9 protein-coding genes are annotated in these 17,217 nt (G+C 77.6%); 3 read left to right on the top strand and 6 right to left on the bottom strand.

Annotated elements, in window-relative coordinates:
* Positions 1 to 250: 250 nt before the first annotated feature.
* From WME83_RS31240 to WME83_RS31260, 5 genes are all read right to left on the bottom strand, one after another.
* The gene (locus tag WME83_RS31240; protein WP_437313359.1) at positions 251 to 1,198 is read right to left on the bottom strand and encodes a hypothetical protein; all 948 of its coding nucleotides are present in this window, start codon (positions 1,196 to 1,198) and stop codon (positions 251 to 253) included.
* Between the two features lie 143 nt (positions 1,199 to 1,341).
* Complete coding sequence (locus WME83_RS31245; RefSeq protein WP_437313360.1) at positions 1,342 to 1,947, bottom strand: hypothetical protein; 606 nt, start codon at positions 1,945 to 1,947, stop codon at positions 1,342 to 1,344.
* 56 nt (positions 1,948 to 2,003) lie between these two features.
* A complete protein-coding gene (locus tag WME83_RS31250) occupies positions 2,004 to 5,225 on the bottom strand; it encodes a hypothetical protein (RefSeq protein WP_437313361.1) in 3,222 nt (1,073 codons plus the stop codon).
* Positions 5,226 to 5,378: 153 nt separating this feature from the next.
* Positions 5,379 to 8,459 (bottom strand): hypothetical protein, encoded by a 3,081-nt coding sequence (locus WME83_RS31255; RefSeq protein ID WP_437313362.1) that lies wholly within the window; start codon positions 8,457 to 8,459, stop codon positions 5,379 to 5,381.
* Positions 8,456 to 11,707: a hypothetical protein gene (locus tag WME83_RS31260; RefSeq protein ID WP_437313363.1), complete on the bottom strand. Its 3,252-nt coding sequence runs from the start codon at positions 11,705 to 11,707 to the stop codon at positions 8,456 to 8,458. Before WME83_RS31260 ends, WME83_RS31255 begins: the two co-directional genes overlap by 4 nt.
* Positions 11,708 to 11,899: 192 nt before the next feature.
* Here WME83_RS31260 and mug point away from each other — a divergent pair, with 192 nt between their 5' ends.
* On the top strand, positions 11,900 to 12,412 hold the full coding sequence (gene mug, locus WME83_RS31265) for a G/U mismatch-specific DNA glycosylase (protein WP_437322070.1): 513 nt from the start codon (positions 11,900 to 11,902) through the stop codon (positions 12,410 to 12,412).
* Between the two features lie 172 nt (positions 12,413 to 12,584).
* Here the strand turns inward: mug and WME83_RS31270 are convergent, their stop codons facing one another.
* Positions 12,585 to 13,097 (bottom strand): hypothetical protein, encoded by a 513-nt coding sequence (locus WME83_RS31270; RefSeq protein WP_437313364.1) that lies wholly within the window; start codon positions 13,095 to 13,097, stop codon positions 12,585 to 12,587.
* A gap of 329 nt (positions 13,098 to 13,426) precedes the next feature.
* On the opposite strand from WME83_RS31270, the gene WME83_RS31275 reads away from it, so the two are divergent.
* Both WME83_RS31275 and WME83_RS31280 read left to right on the top strand, forming a co-directional pair.
* Positions 13,427 to 15,937: a PAS domain S-box protein gene (locus WME83_RS31275; protein ID WP_437313365.1), complete on the top strand. Its 2,511-nt coding sequence runs from the start codon at positions 13,427 to 13,429 to the stop codon at positions 15,935 to 15,937.
* A 233-nt stretch (positions 15,938 to 16,170) separates the two neighbouring features.
* A complete protein-coding gene (locus WME83_RS31280; protein ID WP_437313366.1) occupies positions 16,171 to 16,743 on the top strand; it encodes an OmpA family protein in 573 nt (190 codons plus the stop codon).
* Positions 16,744 to 17,217: the final 474 nt, after the last annotated feature.

The following is a 17,217-nucleotide window of genomic DNA, read 5'->3' on the forward strand; positions in this document are numbered from 1 at the left end:
CGCGAGGGAGTCGCGGGCAGTCGGCGTCGGCGGGGGATTGTCTGCGCGCTCGGGTGGTCCCTGCAAGCGCGATCACGCGGGGCGGGCGCCGCGCCGAGGCTGCGCGCGCCGTCCAGCACAGAGGTCGCCTCGAAGAGGACCCGTCCGCCCTGGCTGCGGGCGCGGGCGGGAGCGACCGGCGCACATGCCGCGCCCGACCGGACGCGCGCGCCACGCCCGATTGCGGCGTGCGCCGGCGCGGCGGGCGGCGCTAGCCGCGGCGCGGGCGCCGCGCGCGGCTCCGTCGAGCGACGGCGGCCGCCGCGCCGAGGGCGACGAGCGGCAAGGCGAGGGGCGTCGCGGCCTCCTCGGGGGACAGCCGGCAGCCGCAGCCGCCCTGCTTCGGCTCCACCGGCGGCGGCGCCTCGTCGGGCGGGAGCTCGGCGTCGGACGGCGCCTCGGCCTCCGCGGGCTCGGACGCGGGCTCGCCCTCGGACCCCTGCGCCTTCTCGGTCTCGCCGCTCTTCTCGGCGTCGGCCTTGTCCGCCGCCTTGTCGTCCTTCTTTTTCTTCTCGCCGGTGAAGACGATCGCGCGGCGATCGATGATCTCGTTCTCGCCCTGCAGGGTGATCTTCTGCTTCTGCCCCATCTGCACGCCGTCGCTCGCGCGCTTGATCACGAGCTCGTACTCGCCGGCCTCGAAGCCGCGATCGCGCCGGAGGACGAAATCGAACTTGGTGATCGAGAAGACCTTGCCGCTGCCGTCGGAGAAGCCGACGTCCATGCTCTCGTTGATCGACTGCTGGTTCTGGAGCGGGATGCGGTTCAGGATCGGCTTCTCGGGCGACTGGTCGGTGAGCGCGCGCTCGTAGTGCACCGTCGGCGTGAACGAGAACAGCATCGGGATGTGCGAGAGGTGCGGGGTCCCTCCGTAGTTGATCGTCATCTTGAGCTTCCAGCGGCCGTCGTCCTCCTTGGGCGAGCGATCGGCGATGGTGACGGTGCCCGCCGCGTGCGCCGCGGTCGCGGGCAGCCACGCGCCGATCAGGGCGAGCGCGGCGGCGACGACGCGCGCGAGCAGGAGCCGGCGGCCGCCTCCGGCGAGGCGGGACGCCGCTCCGGGGCGCGCGTGGGCAGGGCGAGCGTGAGGACGCTCGGCGCGCTGACGTCGCGCGCCGAGCTGAGACAGAGGACCGGTTCGAGGTCGGGCGGTTCGCATGCGCAGCACGCTACCAGGGATTTCATGGAGACGAGGCGCGGACGAGGGGGCAGGCGGCGCGGGCGCGGGGCCTCACGGCGGGCGAGGCGCCGCGCCGACGCGCGGCGTCCGAGGGGGCGCGGCGCCCGCCGGGGAGCGCGGGCTCAGTCCGGGAACCAGAGCAGCGCGTCGGAGGTGGGCTTGTAACAGGCCTGGCGGCCCGCCTCCTCGTTGTCCGTGCAGCTCGCGTTCTCGAGGCAGTCGATGATCTCGTAGCGGCCGGAGGCGTTGTAGATCGTGGTGAACATCGCGCGCTGGGCCGCCTCGAGCTTGGTGAACGCGGCCTGGCAGTCGGGGACCGGGATCTTCTCGCACCGCGACATGCGCGCGCACCGGGCGTCGATGACGGGCTTCGCCGTCGGCTCGTCCGGGTTGATCTTGACGGCGATCTCGTCGTTGCACTCGAGGATGATCTGGCTCCGGTCGGGCGAGCTCTCGGTGGCGGCCTCCATGCGCCGCGAGAAGCAGCTCGTCATCGCGCGGAGGTAGGTGGGCGAGGAGGTCGGGTAGGCGGCCTTGCACGCGTTGAGGTGCTCCCAGGACGCGCCGGCGCGCTGGAGCTTGGCGAGCGCGGCGCACCACTCGGCCTGGGCGGCGATGACGCCGTCGCGGTCCGGGAAGTTGGTGGGCCGCTCGGAGCAAGAGGCCAGCTGGCCGAGCATCGACGCAGCCACCGCGATCGGCAGGGCCAAGGATCGAAGGGCGGGCATGGGCCGACCCTAGCACGTAGGCACGGCGGGGCGCAGTTTCCGGGACGCGCCGATCGTCAGGTCCGGTTCGACAGGAGCTCGCAGCGGAGCCGCGCGCCCCCGCGGAGGGCCGCGGCCCCGCCGGGGCCGAAGACCGCGCCGAGATCCTGCGCGCCCCGGGCCGCGGCGCGGATCTCGATCGCCTCGACGCACAGCGCGCCGCGGCCGCCGGCGAGCAGCGCGGCCGCGGGCGCGTCCTCCTCGAGGAGCGGCGCGCCGCTCCTCGACGAAAGCCGCAGGGTGACCGGCAGCTCGGCGATGAACCGGTGCGACGGCCGAGCGCCGCCGCAGCCGCCAGCGCCGATCTCGGCGAGGGACGCGAGGGACCCGAGCGGCTCGGCGGGGCCGGCCTCACCCCGGGCGACGTCGAGCGGCGCGGCGACGACCTCCCCCGAGGCGACGGCGTAGCCGACGAGCGCGAAGCCGGGGGCGTCGAGCCGCCGGCCGAGGGTGAGCCGGGCGCCGGCGACGTCGGGGACGGGCGGGAGCCCGGCGACGGCGAGGGTGGCCTGCCGCGTGACCAGGAGGAGGCTCCGCTTGCCGGCGTCGAAGGCGAGCAGGTCGCCGCCCGGCAGCTCGGCCGCGGCGGCGATCGCGCCGGCGTGATCGAACGGCAGCAGCGCGAGCGGCGCGGCGCCCGCGGGCACGCGGAGGGCGCGCCGCCCGTGCGGCTCGTCCGCGTCGAGGAGCAGCAAGAGATCCGCGGGCGCCTTGGCGCCCGGCGCGAGCAGCACGGGGACCGCCTCGCCGGTCGCCACGGCGAGCGAGCGGTCGCGGAGGGAGACGCGGCGGGGCGCGGCCGCGCCCGCGAACGGCGGGAGCACGCTGGCCGTGAAGACGCCGTCGCGGAGCGCGCCCAGGGGGGAGGACGCGGCGGTCCACAGCGAGACGGCCGGGGGCGCGCCGCCGAGGAGCCGGGCCGCCGCGGGGGCGCCCGGCGCAGCGAGCGCGGTCCGGCCGGCGCGGCCCGCCGGGGGGCGCGGCGCCGGGAGCGCGGCGGGGGGCGGGGGCGCGGGGGGGTCGCCGTCGAGGCGGCAGGAGACGAGCGGCGGAGGCGCGGTCCGGGGCGCGGGGCTCGCCGCGGGGGCGTACGGCAGCGGCGCGCTGCGCGGGGGCGGCGGGGGGCCGCCCCAGCCGAGGCGGACGAGGCCGTGCTCGCCCATGGCGCAGCCGATCGGCGAGCAGGCGAAGGGGGCGCCCTCGTCGAGCGGGGGCTCGATCTGGCGAGCGGGCGGGCCCTCGACGGGGCGCCACGAGCGGCCGCCGTCGGTCGACTCGAAGTAGGCCGGCGGGTCGTCGCCCGTGGCGGCGAGCGCGAACCGGCCGCCGGCGACGACGTGCGCGACGGCGGCCGGGAGGGGATGGACGGTGACGCCGCCGCGCGCGTCGATGCGCAGGCCGGCGAGGCGGCCGCCGCGGCGGGTCGAGAGCAGGCGCGCGGCGGGCGCGTCCACGTCCGGCGGCGCGGCGGGGGCCGGCGAGGCGCCGTCGACCGCGTCGGGCAGGTGGAGCCAGCCGCGCACGGCGCCGTCGTCGTCCTCCCAGAAATCGGTGTCGACGAGGCGCGGCGAGGCGGGGTCGGCGAGCGCCGGGAAGACGCCGCCGGCGAGCGCCGGGTCGCGCTCGCGCACGCGGATCACGCGGACGCCCTCGGGCGGGCTCGCGGGGCGGCGCTCCCGATCGCGCGCGACGGCGGGAGGCGCCTCCAGCACGAGCGCGGTCACGGTCCCGCGCTCGCCGGCGATCCAGCGGTAGAGGCGCGCGGCGTCCTCCCCCTCGAGCCGGCGCTCGACCCAGCGGCCGCCGCCGGTGCGCACGCAGACGCGCGCGGTGCGGTCCTCGGCGGGCTCGCCGCGCGGGGGGCGCGCCGTCTCGGAGCGCGGCTCGTCCAGCGGCGGCAGCGCGGGAGGCCAGGGCGACCGCTCGCCGTCCGGCGAGGCGGCGCCGTCCGGGCTCTCCTGGAAGTCGTGGAGCCCCGGAGGCGCGCTGCCGCACCGGCCGGCGAAGGCGAGGCGGCCGCGATCGTCGCCGAGGAACGCCCCCCGCGAGGCCGCGATCGGATCGCGGTCGCGGCCGCGGGGCGGAAACGTGGCCTCCAGGCGCGGCGCGGAGAGCGTCGTCTCGAGACGGAGCACGTGGGCGGCGTCGTGCGCGCACGCGAGCAGGACGTCCGCGCCCGCCCGGAACGGCTGGCAGCGCGCATAGCGCGGGTCGAGGCCCGCGATCTCCGCGTCGGCGATGGGCTGGGCCGTCGCCGCGGCGAGCACGGCGAGGCCGCCGTCGCGGGCGACGAGCAGCCTGCCGCCGGGGAGGAGGGCGCCGGTCGCCGCGGCCAGCGCGAGGGCCTCCGGGGCGAGCCCGCGGGTGGAGGACGCGCCGGGCAGCGGGTCCCGCGCCGGCGGGAGGTGGAGCGAGGGGCTCGGGCCGTCGCGCGGCGGCGCGGGCGCGGCGGGCACGAGGCCGGCGTCGGTCACGCGGAGCGCGGGGCTGCCCGAGGGGCCGAGCAGCGCGACCTCCCCGCCGCCCTCCTGGAGGAGCGTCGTGGCGAGCCCGTGGGCCTCGAGGACGTCGACCCAGGTGGCGCCCGCGTCGAGCGTGACCGAGGCGCGGCCGAACAGGTCGAGGCGCGCCGCGCGCCGCGCGTCGACGGCCACCGCGTCGATGACGCCCGCGGCGCCGAAGCGCCGGAGGGCGAGCGAGGACGGGTCGATCTCGAGGAGGCCGCGGTCGCTGCGCAGGAGGATCGCGTCGAGGTACGGCCGCGCGCCGCCGGGGGCGCCGACGTCGGCGATGGGCGCGAGCGCGCCGAGGAAGTCGCTGGCGCGGTAGACGCGGCCCTCGGACCACAGGACGAACCCGCCCCCGAGGCGCGCCGGGATCGACCGGAACCCGCGGAGCAGCTCGGACGCGGGCGCGGCGGCGAGCACGACGCCGCCGTCGAGGCGCACGCGGACCCCTTCGTGGAGCGCCGGCTGCGGGCCGGGCGCGGGCGCGCCATCGTCGCCGGGCGCGGCGGCGTCGAAGAGGACGCCGACGCCCTCGGTGAGCGCGTAGCGCGCCGGAGAGAGCGGCGGCACGTCCGAGGGGGCGGCGGCCTGGGGCTTGGCGGGCGGCGGAGGGCGATCCGGGGCGGCGCTGCAGGCAGCCGCGAGGGCGAGCCCGAGGAGGACGCCTGCGCGGGAGGGCATCGCGGCGGCGGCGGTCGCGCGGTGCATCGGGTGGGCGGTCGAAACGTACACGGCAGTGGGGTCCTGGTCGAACGGTTCGAGCGCCGTCGGATGCCGCCCTGCGGTCTCGCGAAGGTCCACCGTCCTGCCGGGACCACCGCCCTGCGCTCTCGCCAAGGCGCTGCTCCGCCGGGCGCCGCGCGCCCGCCTCAGCGCACGATCGCCTCAGCGCCCCCGCACGACCGCCGTGCACTGCACCGGCTGCCGCACCTCCTGGCCGGGCTGGACGAGCACGAGCGTGCCGCCGCCAGCTTCCCGCGCCGGCTCGCCGCGCGCGGCGAGGGCGGCGGGCGGCGGCCCCGCGAAGCGCGCGACGAGCTTCTTCACGACGCCGGGCGGCTCGTAGAAGCCGAGGTCGGCCTCGTAGCGCTCGTCCCGCACGTTGAGCTCCACGGCGTCGAGGCACGCGCGATCGCGCGACCACCGGATCACCGCGACGCCCGCCGTCCCGGCCTCGGCGATCCCCGGCAGCGCGCCGGGCGCGAGGCCGATCTCCGTGTCGAACGGCAGGACCACGCGCGCCTCCCCGCGGCGCGGGGCGCACGACGCCGCGCTGCCCGCGGCGAGCTCGCCGAGCGGCGCGAGCGCCTCCTCGGGCCCCAGCTCGCCGAGCTCGGGATCGACCGGCGAGAGCACCGCGCCGCCGTCGCCGGCGACCGCCACCACGACCGGCGCGCCCCCGCGCGCGCCTGCGCCGAAGGCGAAGCGCGCCTGCGGCCCCGCCATCGGCGCGGCGCGCTGCACGGAGAGCTCCCGCAGCGCCCCGCTGACGGACGACGGCCGCGCGCTCGCCGGCGCGCCGCGCGTCGCCCCGGCCTTTCCGCGCAGATCGACCGCGCTCACCGCGAGGCCGTCGTACCGAGGGCTCAGGAACACCGCGCGATCGCCGAGATCAACGCCGACCGAGGGCTGGGGGGCGCAGCCGCCGATCGGCCGCGTCACGCGCGCGGCGTCCAGCAGGCCGGCGAGGCACGCCTCCTTCGGGCCGACCGCGACCGGCGCCACGCGGCCGTCGCGATCGATCGCGAGCCCGACCTGCGCCTCGTAGGGCCGGTACGCGAGCTGCGAGAGCTCGGCGCCCGCGACCTGCACGCTCGCGCGGCGGATCTCGGCGCGCAGATCGAGCGGGGCGATCCAGGCGAGCTCCGCGTCGGCGAGGGCCGCCGGCAGCGCGCCGCCAGCGGGCGGCAGCGTCAGCACCCCGAGGGTGCCGAGCCGCAGCGGGCTCGCCGCGCGCAGGGGCGGCGCGGCCACCGCGCCGAACCCTTGCGACTCCGGCACGCGCGCGGCGGCGATCGGCCCCGCGAAGCGGCACGCGAGCCGCGCGACGGGCGGCGGCCGCGGCGGCCGCGGCGGCGCGTCGCGCCCGCGCCGCGGGGGCGGCTCCTCCGCGGCCGCGTCGGGCGTCGACGCCGCGCGCGCCCCGCCGCCGCTCGCGGCCGACGCCCACCCGATCCGGAGGAACGGGCCGAGGCGGCACCCCACCGCGGAGCAGCCCGAGAGCCGCGCCGCCGCGCCGCCCGGCGGCGGCGCGACCGGCGTCCACCGCCTCCCCCGATCGATCGTCTCGAAGAGCTTGCCGTCCTCCGTCTCGACGAGCGCGAACGGGCCCGACGCCTCGAGCGAGCTCGCGCGCGCCGGCAGCGGGAGGCGGCGCAGCCGGCCGGCCGCGTCGATCGCGATCGGCGCGAGGCCGACCGCGCCCTGCGCGGGGAGCCAGCCCTCGACGGCGCCGTCCGCGTGCGCGGCGAGCGCGCGCGAGAGCAGCCCGGGCCGCCCTTCGCCGTACGAGGGCAGGTGGAGCGGCGGCTCGCTGCGCGCGAACCGCACGACGCGCAGCGCGCCGCGCACCTCGACGCGCTCGCGGTCCGGCAGGAACGCGCCAGGGCGCGCGACCAGGGCGACCGCGCCCCCGCCGGCGCGCGGGATCCAGGCGATCACGTCGGTCGCGTCCTCTGGATCGAGGCGGTGCTCGACCCAGACGCCCGGCCCGCGCCTCACGCAGAGCACCGGGCTCTCGGGCGCCGCGCCGCCGGCGAACGCCGCGCGCGCGATCGCGCCGAGGTCGAGCCGCGGCCTCGGCAGCCCCTCGCACGGCCCGAGGTAACCGAGCGCCTCGCCGTCGACGCCGACGAAGCGGCCGCCCTCCCGCTCCGGCTCGGGCCGGAGCTCGAACGCGCGCTCCAGCCGGAGCGCGCGCGGCCCCCGCGCGTCGCTCGCGAGGTCCACAACGCTCGCGCGATCGGGGCCGGCGCAGACGGCGAGCAGCGCGTCGCTCGCGCGGAACGGCGCGCAGGCGCCGCTGCCGGGCGGGAGCGGCGCGACGGACGAGGTGCGGCCGGTCGCGAGATCGACGCGGCCGGCGCCGCCGTCCGCGGCGAGCACGGCGCCGCCGTCGTCGAGCGGCAGGCCCGAGGCGACGGCGTCCGCGAGCTTTTCGAAGGGGGCGCCGGGGAGCCACGCGGCGTAGGCGTCGGCCGGCGGCCGCGCGCGCGGGGCGCGGGGCGCGCCGAGGCGCCCGCCCGCGTCGACGGCGCGCTCGAGGCCGCCGCGGAGCGAGACGACGATCTCCTCGCCGCGGACCTCGAGCGCGATCGCGCCGCCGACCTCCGCGGTGACGTCGCGGTAGGAGGCGCCCGCGTCCAGCGTGAGGAGCGCGCGCCCGAAGACGGTCAGGCCGAGCGCGCGGCGGTCGCTGGCCGCCACGGCCGTGACGAGGGACGGCAGGCCGAGCGGCCGCAGCGCGCCGGTCGCGCCCTGGACGGCGAAGCTCCCGGCCGACGTGATCAGGCCGACGCCGTCGAGCCACGGGAACACGGCGGCGACGCTGCCCGGCAAGGTCGCGCGCGCCTGGAGCTCCCCGGCGAAGGTGGTCGCCGTGTAGATGTCGCCGCCGCTCCAGAACACGTAGCGCGGCCCGGCCTGCGCCCAGGCCGGGAACGCCGCGCCTCCGGCGAGCTCCGGGCCGCCGGCGCCGAGCGGCGCGATCCGCGCGAGGCCGTGCAGCTCGACGCGCCGTCCGCTCACCACGGCCCTGTCGATCTCCTCGCCGTCGACGACCACGCGCTCGACGAGCCCCTGCGCCGCCTGCGCGACGTACCGGGCAGGGCCGAGCGCGACGACGGCGGGGGCGCGGCGCGGCGGCTCCGGCGCGCCGGGCGGCGCGGGCGCCGGCTCGGCCGCGCCGCAGGCCGCGAGCGCCGGCGCGGCGAGGAGCGAGAGCCGGCCGAGGGCGCGCGGCGTCACTCGTCGCTCGACTGGGCGCTCGCGGCGCTCGCGGCGCTCGCGGCGCCCGCGGCGCTCGCGGCGCACGAGAGCCGCTGCATCATCGACGCGGTCCGCAGCACCCCTTCGCCGCCGCCCGCCCCGCCCCCCTGCCCCCGCGGCGCCGTCCACCGCGCGATCAGCGCCGCGTCCGCCGCCGCCTCGCCCCGCCGCCTCGAGTCGGCGACCGCGAGGTGCAGCGCCTCCAGGCACACGCGCTCGCGCCCCCAGCGCACCGCCGCGATGCCCTGGTTGCCGAGCGCGATCGCGGGCAGCGCCCCCCGATCGAGGCGCAGCGCGCGCTCCGGATCGAGCGCCACGAGCGCGCGCCACGCGCCCCGCATGGCGCGGCAGCGCGCGTCGCTCGCGGCGGTCAGCGTCGACCAGGGCGCCAGCGCGGCCACCTCGCCCGCCGTCCCGGCCAGGCGATCGAGCGCCGCGGCCCCCGCGGTCTCGGGCGCGGGGCCGTCGAGCACCAGCACGCCGGCCTCACCGTCGTCGCGCCGGGCGAGCGCCATCCGGCCCCGCAGCTCCTCGCGATCGAGCCCCACGACGCGCGCGGGCTGCCGGGGCTCCGGCCCGTGCTCCTCGATGGCCGCGCGGCGCCGGTGCTCGCCGAGCACGAGGGCGCGGCCCGGGCCGAGCAGGAGACCAGGGGCCCGCCCCGCGGACCCGTCCACGGGGCTCCGGCGCGGATCGAGCGCGGGGAGCGCCCGCGCGCCCTCGGGGCCGAGCAGCAGCTCGCCCGCCTCGGCGACGACGAGCAGCGCGGCCTCGCCGCCCGGCGCGAGCAGCGGCACCGCGGCGGCCCGCTGCGCGCCGCGCCTGCCGCCGGGCGCGAGCTCGGTCGCGTTCAGCCGCAGCGCCTCGCCGCGCAGATCGAACGGCAGGCGAACCACCGCGCTGTGCGTCCGGAGCGCCGCGGCCCTCGGGCCGCCTCGCCCCCGCGTGCCGCCGCCCTTCCCCGGCGCCGCGCCCTCCGGCGGCGCCTCGTCGGACGGCGGCGGCGGCGCGCCGTCGTCCGGCCCCGCAGCGCGCTCGGGCTCCGGCGCGTCGGCGACGATCTCCAGCGTATCGCCGTACGGCGTCGCCACGGTCCACCGCTCCGATCCCGCCGCGGGCGCCGCGTCCGGCAGCGGCGCCGGCAGGCCGACCGGCGCGCACGACAGCACCGGCAGCCCCGCCGCCTCCTGCGGCCGGCCGCCGCCCGGGCGCGCCGCCGCGCCCGCCCCGCCCGCCTCCGCTCCCGCGCATCCGGGCGCCGGCGCGGCGGCGACGGCCGGCGACGGCTCGCCCGCGCCCCAGCCGAGCCGCACCACGCCGACCAGCGCGCAGCCGAGCGCCGAGCAGGCGCCCTGGAACGACGACGGCGTCAGCGGCGAGCGCCCCGCGGCGCGCCACGTCCGGCCGTGATCGAGCGTCTCGTGGAGCTCCGCGCCGCGCGTGACGAGCACGCCGTGATCGCCGGTCACCACCATCCCCGCCGGCTCCGGCGGCAAGGCGTGCGGCGAGATCGCCCCGTCCGCCGCGATCGTGACGCCGAGGCTCGCCTGCCCCACGGGATCGGGCCACTCGATCGACGACAGCCACCCGTCGACCCCGCCGTCCTCGCGCGCGCGGAAGCGCCGGTCGACGAGCACCCGCGCCCCGTCGCGCGGAGGCGGCGTCCAGTACCAGCCAGCCGGGCGCGCCCCGAGCTGCACGACCCGCGCGCCCCCCTCGTCGCGCCAGAGCCGCGCGCCGACCGGCGCCGGCAGCGCGCCGCCCTCGCCCTGCAGCAGCGCGACCGCGCTCCCGTCCCGGCGCGGCGCCCAGCCGACCAGCGACTCCGCCTCGCCGAGCTCGATCGCGCGCTCCACCCACGCGCCCGGGCCGCGCCGCACGCAGATCCGCGGGTGGACCACGACCTCGCCGTAGCGGCGATCGCGCTCCTCGTCGCCCACGAGCCGCGGCGACGCCGCGCAGCCGCCGACGTAGCCGACCGCGCCGCCGTCGTCGGCCGCGAAGAACCCCTCGTCGCTGAAGGCGCGCTCCACCCGCGGCGCCTCGCCGCGCTCCGAGCGCAGCACGTAGCTGCCGTAGCCCTCGTAGTCGTCCCACGCGCACAGGAAGAGCAGCCCGTCCTCCGCGCGCATCGGCGCGCAGTCCAGCCCGTCCGGGAGCCAGCCGGCGAGCCGCTCGCGCGTCGCGCCCGTGCGCGCGTCGATCCGCGCGACCCCGCCCTCGAACACCCCGAGCGCGGTCCCGTCGGGCAGGAGCGCGCCGGCCGAGACGGCCGCCTCGAGCGGCGCGAGCTGCGCGCGCTCCTCGAGGGCCAGCGCCTCGCGCTCGCCGGCCCGGCCGCCCGCGAAGAGCAGCTGGAACGCGCCGGCCGCCGGCGTCGCGCGGAGATCGCCGTCGGGGCGGCCGAGCGAGCCGTCCGGCAGCACGGCCACGCGCCCGAGCGCCGTGGCGAGCCAGAGCCCGTCCGGCGCGGCGCCGAGGCCGCGCGCGCCGAGCCCGATCCTCCGGCCCGCGTCGGTCCACGTCCTGCCGCCGTCCGCGGTCGTCGCCGCGCGGCCGAAGACGTCGAGGCGCACCGCCCGCTCCGCGTCGAGCGCGGCGAGATCGTGGATCGCCGGCGCCTCGGGCGCCCGGCCGCGGTCCTCGCCCGGCGGGAGCACGCGCGGCCCCTGCTCCGTGAAGATCACGACGCCGCCCAGGCCGTTCCTGGCGCCCCGCACCGCGCGGGCGCCGCCGCCGAGCGCCACCTCCGCGAGCGGCCCCGTGAAGCCGCGCGACCGGAACGCCCGGCGCCGGGTCCAGTGGAGGAAGCCCCCGCCGAGGTGGGGCGCGATCGCGAGCGACCCGACGACGGGATCGCCCGACGCCCACAGATCGGGCTCCCACGCCGCCGCGACGACGCGCCCGCCCCCGCCGAGCTCGAGCCGCGCGCCCGCCGCGACGACGCGATCCACCACGGCCGCGTCCGGCCCGCCGTGCGTCACGCGGAACACGTCCGCGAGCCCGTGGACGTAGCGGGGCCCGGCGCCGGCCGCGACCAGGGCGCCCCACGCGCCCGGCGCGCCCGGCACGCGCGACACACCTTCGCCCGCAGCGCGCGCCACGCGCGCCGGCCGGGCGGGCCCCGCAGCGCCCCGCGCGGGGGCCGGCTCGGGCGCGCGCGCGCAGGCGGCCGCGAGCAGCGCCGTGAGCAGACCGAGCGAGCGCGCCAGCATCGGGGAAAGCACGACGGTATCCGCTGTACCGTCCCCGTCCAGCGCCGATTCACCTCCTCCCGCCGACAGCCGCGCTCTCCCCTCGCGCCGCCGTCGTAAGCTGCGCCCCGCCGCGCCCCGCGCTCGCCCCGAAAGCCCGTGCCCACCCCTCACCGACCTCGAAGGCCCACCCGCGAAGAGATCCTCGCCGCCGCCGGCAAGACGGTGCCGGACGTCATCGCCCCCGACCTCCGCGTCCTCTTCTGCGGCATCAACCCGGGCCTCTACACGGCCGCCGTCGGGCACAACTTCGCCCGCCCGGGCAACCGGTTCTGGCCGGCGCTGCACGCCGGCGGGTTCACCGATCGCGTGCTCTCTCCGTTCGAGGAGCGCGAGCTGCTGAAGCTCGGTTACGGGATCACCAACGTGGTCGAGCGGGCGACCGCGTCGGCCGACGAGCTCTCGGCCGACGAGCTCGCCGCCGGCGGAGCGCGGCTCGCGGCCAAGGTGCGGCGCTACCGCCCCCGCTTCCTCGCCGTGCTCGGGATCGGCGCCTACCGGAGCGCGTTCGGCAGGCCCCACGCCGCGCCCGGCCCGCAGCCGGAGACGCTCGACGCGACGAGGCTCTGGGTGCTGCCGAACCCGAGCGGGCTCAACGCCAGCTACCAGCCGGAGAAGCTCGCGGCGATGTTCCGCGCCCTGCACGACGCGGTCACGTCCGCCGCCGTCTCGCCGTGAGCCGCCGCGCGCGCCGACTCCGTTCTCCCGAAAGGTGGTGCCCCGTCTGCCGCCGTCGCGCGACATCCGTGCTCCGCCGACTCGGCCCCTCGCCCTCAGGCCAGCTCGGCGGTCGCGGGCGACAGGCGGGCTTCCCGCCGGCGCGCGCTCGCCGCCTCGCGCGCATTCGCGCCTACTCGGGCAGCGCGCTCTCCTCTTCCTGAGGCACCTTCGCGCGGGCGCTGCGGGCCTCTTCCCGCAGGGCCGCGAGGCCGGGCGGCCCCTCGGGCGAGCGCGCGCTGCCGTTGCTCACCGCGGCGAGCCAGGCCATCGGCGAGTCGGGCGTCCTCGGGGTGACGAGGAGGACCCCGCGGGTCGCGTAGCGCGAACAGCCATCCTCGCACACGGGAAGCACCAGGCGGAGCCCGCCGCCGCCGCCCTGGCTCACGAGCGGCGCGACGCGCACCTCCGCCGGCGGCGGCGCGAAGGCGGCCAGCATCGTTCGCTCGAGCAGCGCCACGAACGTCCCTCGAGACGTCGCGGGCGGCTCCGGCGCCGGCATCGCGGCGCGCACCGAAGCGTCGGGCCGGCCCGGCGGGAGCGCGAAGAGCCCCGCCCCGTCGCCCGCGTTCGCCGGCGACGGCGCGCTCGCGAGCGCGCCCGCGAGCGCGAAGGCGAACGAAGCCAGCTTGAGTCCGAATCGCATAGGTGCTCCCTCGGCGAGGCATCCAGCAGGCGCCATGCCAGCCACGCGCGGCCCGCCGCCGCGGCGCGGCGCCCCTCGGCGCTGTCCGCTCCGCTCGCCGCGCGTGACGGATCGCCACAACGTGGTGCAAGTCGTACAAGGCATGCGGCGCGAGACCCCCGAGGCGCCCGGTCTGTGCAGCGCCGCGGCCAGCGACCGCGCGGCCGGTGAACCAACGTTCGACCCTCCGGCGCGGCCGTGCGAGCGCCGCTTTCGCTTGCCAGACGGTCCGCGCGCCGTTAACCGTCATCGTTATGCCCGACCGAAGGCCAGGGCAGAGCCCTTACGAGATGAAGGCCCCTCTCCAGCCTGGCGCCCCCCTTCCCACGACGCCGTCCGAGCCCGTCGCGAGCATTCTGCTCGTCGACGATCACCGCCCCAACCTCCTCGCCCTCGAGGCCGTGCTCGATCCGCTGCGGCAGCGGCTCGTCACCGCGCAATCGGGCGAGGAGGCGCTCGAGCACCTGAGCCGCGAGGAGTTCGCGCTGATCCTCATGGACGTGAAGATGCGCGGTATCGACGGCTTCGAGACGGCCGCGCGCGTGAGGGGGCTCGATCGCGCGAGGCACACGCCGATTATCTTCATCTCGGGGCTGCCGGAGGACGAGGATCGACTGTATCGCGGCTACCGCGAGGGCGCGGTCGATTATGTCGTCAAGCCGTTCAATCCCGACATCCTCCGCGCCAAGGTGGCCGTCTTCGTCGAGCTGCACCGCAGGGCCGAGCAGATCAAGCGGCAGGAGGCGGCGCTCCGCGAGCTCGAGCGGCAGGCGAGCGACGAGGTGTTCCGGCGCATCATGGACACCAGCATGATGGGCCTGCTCTTCAGCGACTACGAAGGGCGCGTGCTCGAGGCGAACGACTGCTTCCTCTCGATGGTCGGCTACACCCGCGAGGACATCAAGGCGGGCTTGCTCACCTGGCAGCAGCTCTCCCCGCCGGAGTACGAGCACGTGCACCACGACGCGGTGAACGAGCTGAGCCTCCGCGGGGCCACGAAGCAGTTCGAGAAGGAGTACATCCGCAAGGACGGCAAGCGCGTGGCGGTCCTCGTCGGCTCCGCCCGCATCGAGACGCAGAAGCGCAACCTCACCTACGTGCTCGACATCAGCGAGCGCAAGCGCGCCGAGGCCAACGTCAGCCTCCTCGCGGGCGCGGGGGAGATCCTCTCGTCCTCGCTCGATTTCCGCGAGACGCTCGGGCAGCTCGCCCGGCTCGTCGTCCCGCTCCTCGCCGACTGGTGCGCGGTGGACATCCAGGCGCAGGACGGCGCCATCCAGCGCGTCGCCGTCCAGCACACCGACCCCGAGAAGGTGACGCTCGTCCGGCAGATCGAGGAGAAGTACCCCGTGGACCCCGCCGCGAGCCGCGGGGTGCCGAAGGTGCTCCGGACCGGCGAGACCGAGTGGTCCTCCGACATCCCGGACTCGCTGCTCGTCGAGAACGCGCGGGACGAGGAGCACCTCCGGATGGCGCGCGATCTCGGCCTGCGGTCGTACCTGGTCGTGCCGCTGGCGGCGCGCGGGCGCGTCCTCGGCGCGATCACGCTCGCGCACGCGGAGTCGGGCCGGCGCTACACGAAGGCCGACGTGCAGTTCGCCGAGGAGCTCGCCCGGCGCGCCGCCCTCAGCGTCGACAACGCGCTGCTCTTCGAGCGCGAGGTCACGGTCCGCAAGGAGGTCGAGACCCTCGCGGAGGAGCTGAAGCACAGCGAGGCGCAGTTCCGGCTGCTCGCCGAGACGATGCCGCAGCTCGTGTGGACCAACCGCCCGGACGGCCACCACGAGTACTTCAACCAGCGCTGGTACGACTACACCGGGCTCACCGCCGAGGACACGGGGGGCGAGGGCTGGAGCCGGATCATCCACCCCGAGGAGCACGAGCGGGCGATCGAGACGTGGCGGCAGGCGCTGCGCACGGGCGAGCCGTACGAGAGCCAGTGCCGGCTCCGGCGCGCCGACGGGGTCTACCGCTGGTTCATCGGCCGGGCGGTCGCGGCGCGCGACGGGTCGGGCCGCATCGTCCGGTGGTTCGGCACGTACACGGACATCGACGATCAGAAGCGCGCCGAGGAGGAGCGGCAGCGGCTCGTGCAGGCGCTGGAGCGCAGCAACAAGGAGCTCGATCAGTTCGCGTACGTCACGAGCCACGACCTCAAGGCGCCGCTCCGCGGTATCGCCAACCTCTCGCAGTGGATCGAGGAGGACCTGAACGACAAGATGACGGCGGAGAGCCGGAAGCAGCTCGATCTGCTCCGCGGGCGCGTCCACCGGCTCGAGAACCTCATCGACGGCATCCTGAGCTACTCGCGGGCGGGCCGTGTCCGGGAGAAGCCCGAGGCGATCGACGTCGGCAAGCTCCTCCGGGAGATCGTCGAGCTGCTCGCGCCCCCGCCCGAGACGCGGGTGGAGATCGCCCCCGACATGCCCGTCCTGGTCACCGAGCGCGCGCCGCTCCAGCAGACGTTCCTGAACCTCATCAGCAACGCGCTGAAGCACGCGGGGCGCGCCGATCCGGAGGTCCGGATCAGCGCGCGGGACGCCGGCCCGTTCTGGGAGTTCTCGGTCTCGGACAACGGGTCGGGCATCGCGCCCGAGTACCACGACCGGATCTGGGGCATCTTCCAGACGCTGAAGGCGCGCGACAAGGTCGAGGGCACGGGCATCGGCCTGTCGGTCGTGCAGAAGATCGTCCAGAGCAAGGGCGCGCGCGCGTGGGTCGAGTCCGCCGTCGGCGCCGGCGCCACCTTCCGGTTCACCTGGCCGAAGCTCGAGGCCAGGGAGCCCTCCTCGCCCAGCTGATCCGGCCGGGTCCCGCGGCCCGCGCGTGACGCAGCGCCGCGCGCGGCCCGAGGGCGCCCCTCTCGGCCGCGCGCCGCGGCTCCCGGCTCGGCACGGAGTTTGAAGACCCCACCGCGGTACAACAGGCGGCTCGAGACGATGCGCGCCGGGGATGGCGGGACGAGGAAGGCACCGCTCCTTCTTCGGCGCCGTGTCGTTACCTCTCGGGCCGCGACCTCGAAAGGAGGGTTCTCATGCCGTCGGTAGTCCATCTGCCCAGGCTGTGCCTGGGCGCGCTTGCGATTTCACTGCTCTCCGCGTGCGCAGCGGCCCCGCCCGTGGAGCAGGCGCGGGCCGAGCCGAGGTTGCCCAACCCGGGCCCCGATGGGGTCTACAAGGTCGATTGGCCCGATCTGCGGGAAGGTGAAGATCGGTTCATCCGGCTCACCCTCGGCGACGACATCGCCGATGTCTGCCGGCTGCCCAAGACGAACTTCGCCTTCGACTCGTCCGAGCCGCTGCCCCAGGACCACCTGGAGCTCCGCGCGATCGTCGACTGTCTGGTCACCTCCAACCTCAAGGACGCGAGGATAGAGCTCATCGGCCGGGCCGATCCGCGAGGTGCGCAGGCCTACAATCAGGATCTCTCGCTTCGCCGCGCCACGCGGGTGAAGGAGATCCTCGTGAAGGAGGGCATCCCTGCGGACCGCGTCACGGTGCGCGCGACGGGCGCGTCCGAGGCGGTCGGCAATCAGCCGATGTACTCCTACGGCTACGACCGCCGGGTCGACGTCGTGCTCATCGGCATCACCCACGCCCCCCGTTGAGCGGAGCACGCCCGTTGAGCGGGGCGCGCCCGCTGCGGATACGGGCCCATCTCGACGTTTTCGGTGCTCGGCGTACTGGAGTACGCCTGCGCGCCGAAAACGCCGATCTGGGCCCGTCTCCTGTGCGGGCGTGCCCCGCTCGGCGGGCGTGGATCAAGGGCGTGCCCCGCTCGGCGGGCGTGGATCAAGGGCGTGCCCCGCTTGGCGGACATGGATCAAGGGCGGCGGGGGCTCTACCTTCCTGGTCACGTTTCCCGATAGACCATCTTCCGTTTGCGACGGGCGCGGCGGGCTGGCGCGGCAGCGCGGCGGACGGCGTGCGGGCCTCGGGGGGCTCGCGGGGCGCGCGGCCTGGGCGTGCGGGCGCGCGAGGCGCGGCACGACAGATGTGGCATTTCGTCACGGAGGCGTCACGGTGAGGGGGTGCGGCTGCCGGGGACAAGCGGGCCGTACAGCGCGGTCTGCTGGTTGGTC

It is taken from the genome of Sorangium sp. So ce385, assembly GCF_051474135.1.
In the GTDB taxonomy this organism is placed as follows: domain Bacteria; phylum Myxococcota_A; class Polyangia; order Polyangiales; family Polyangiaceae; genus Sorangium; species Sorangium cellulosum_D.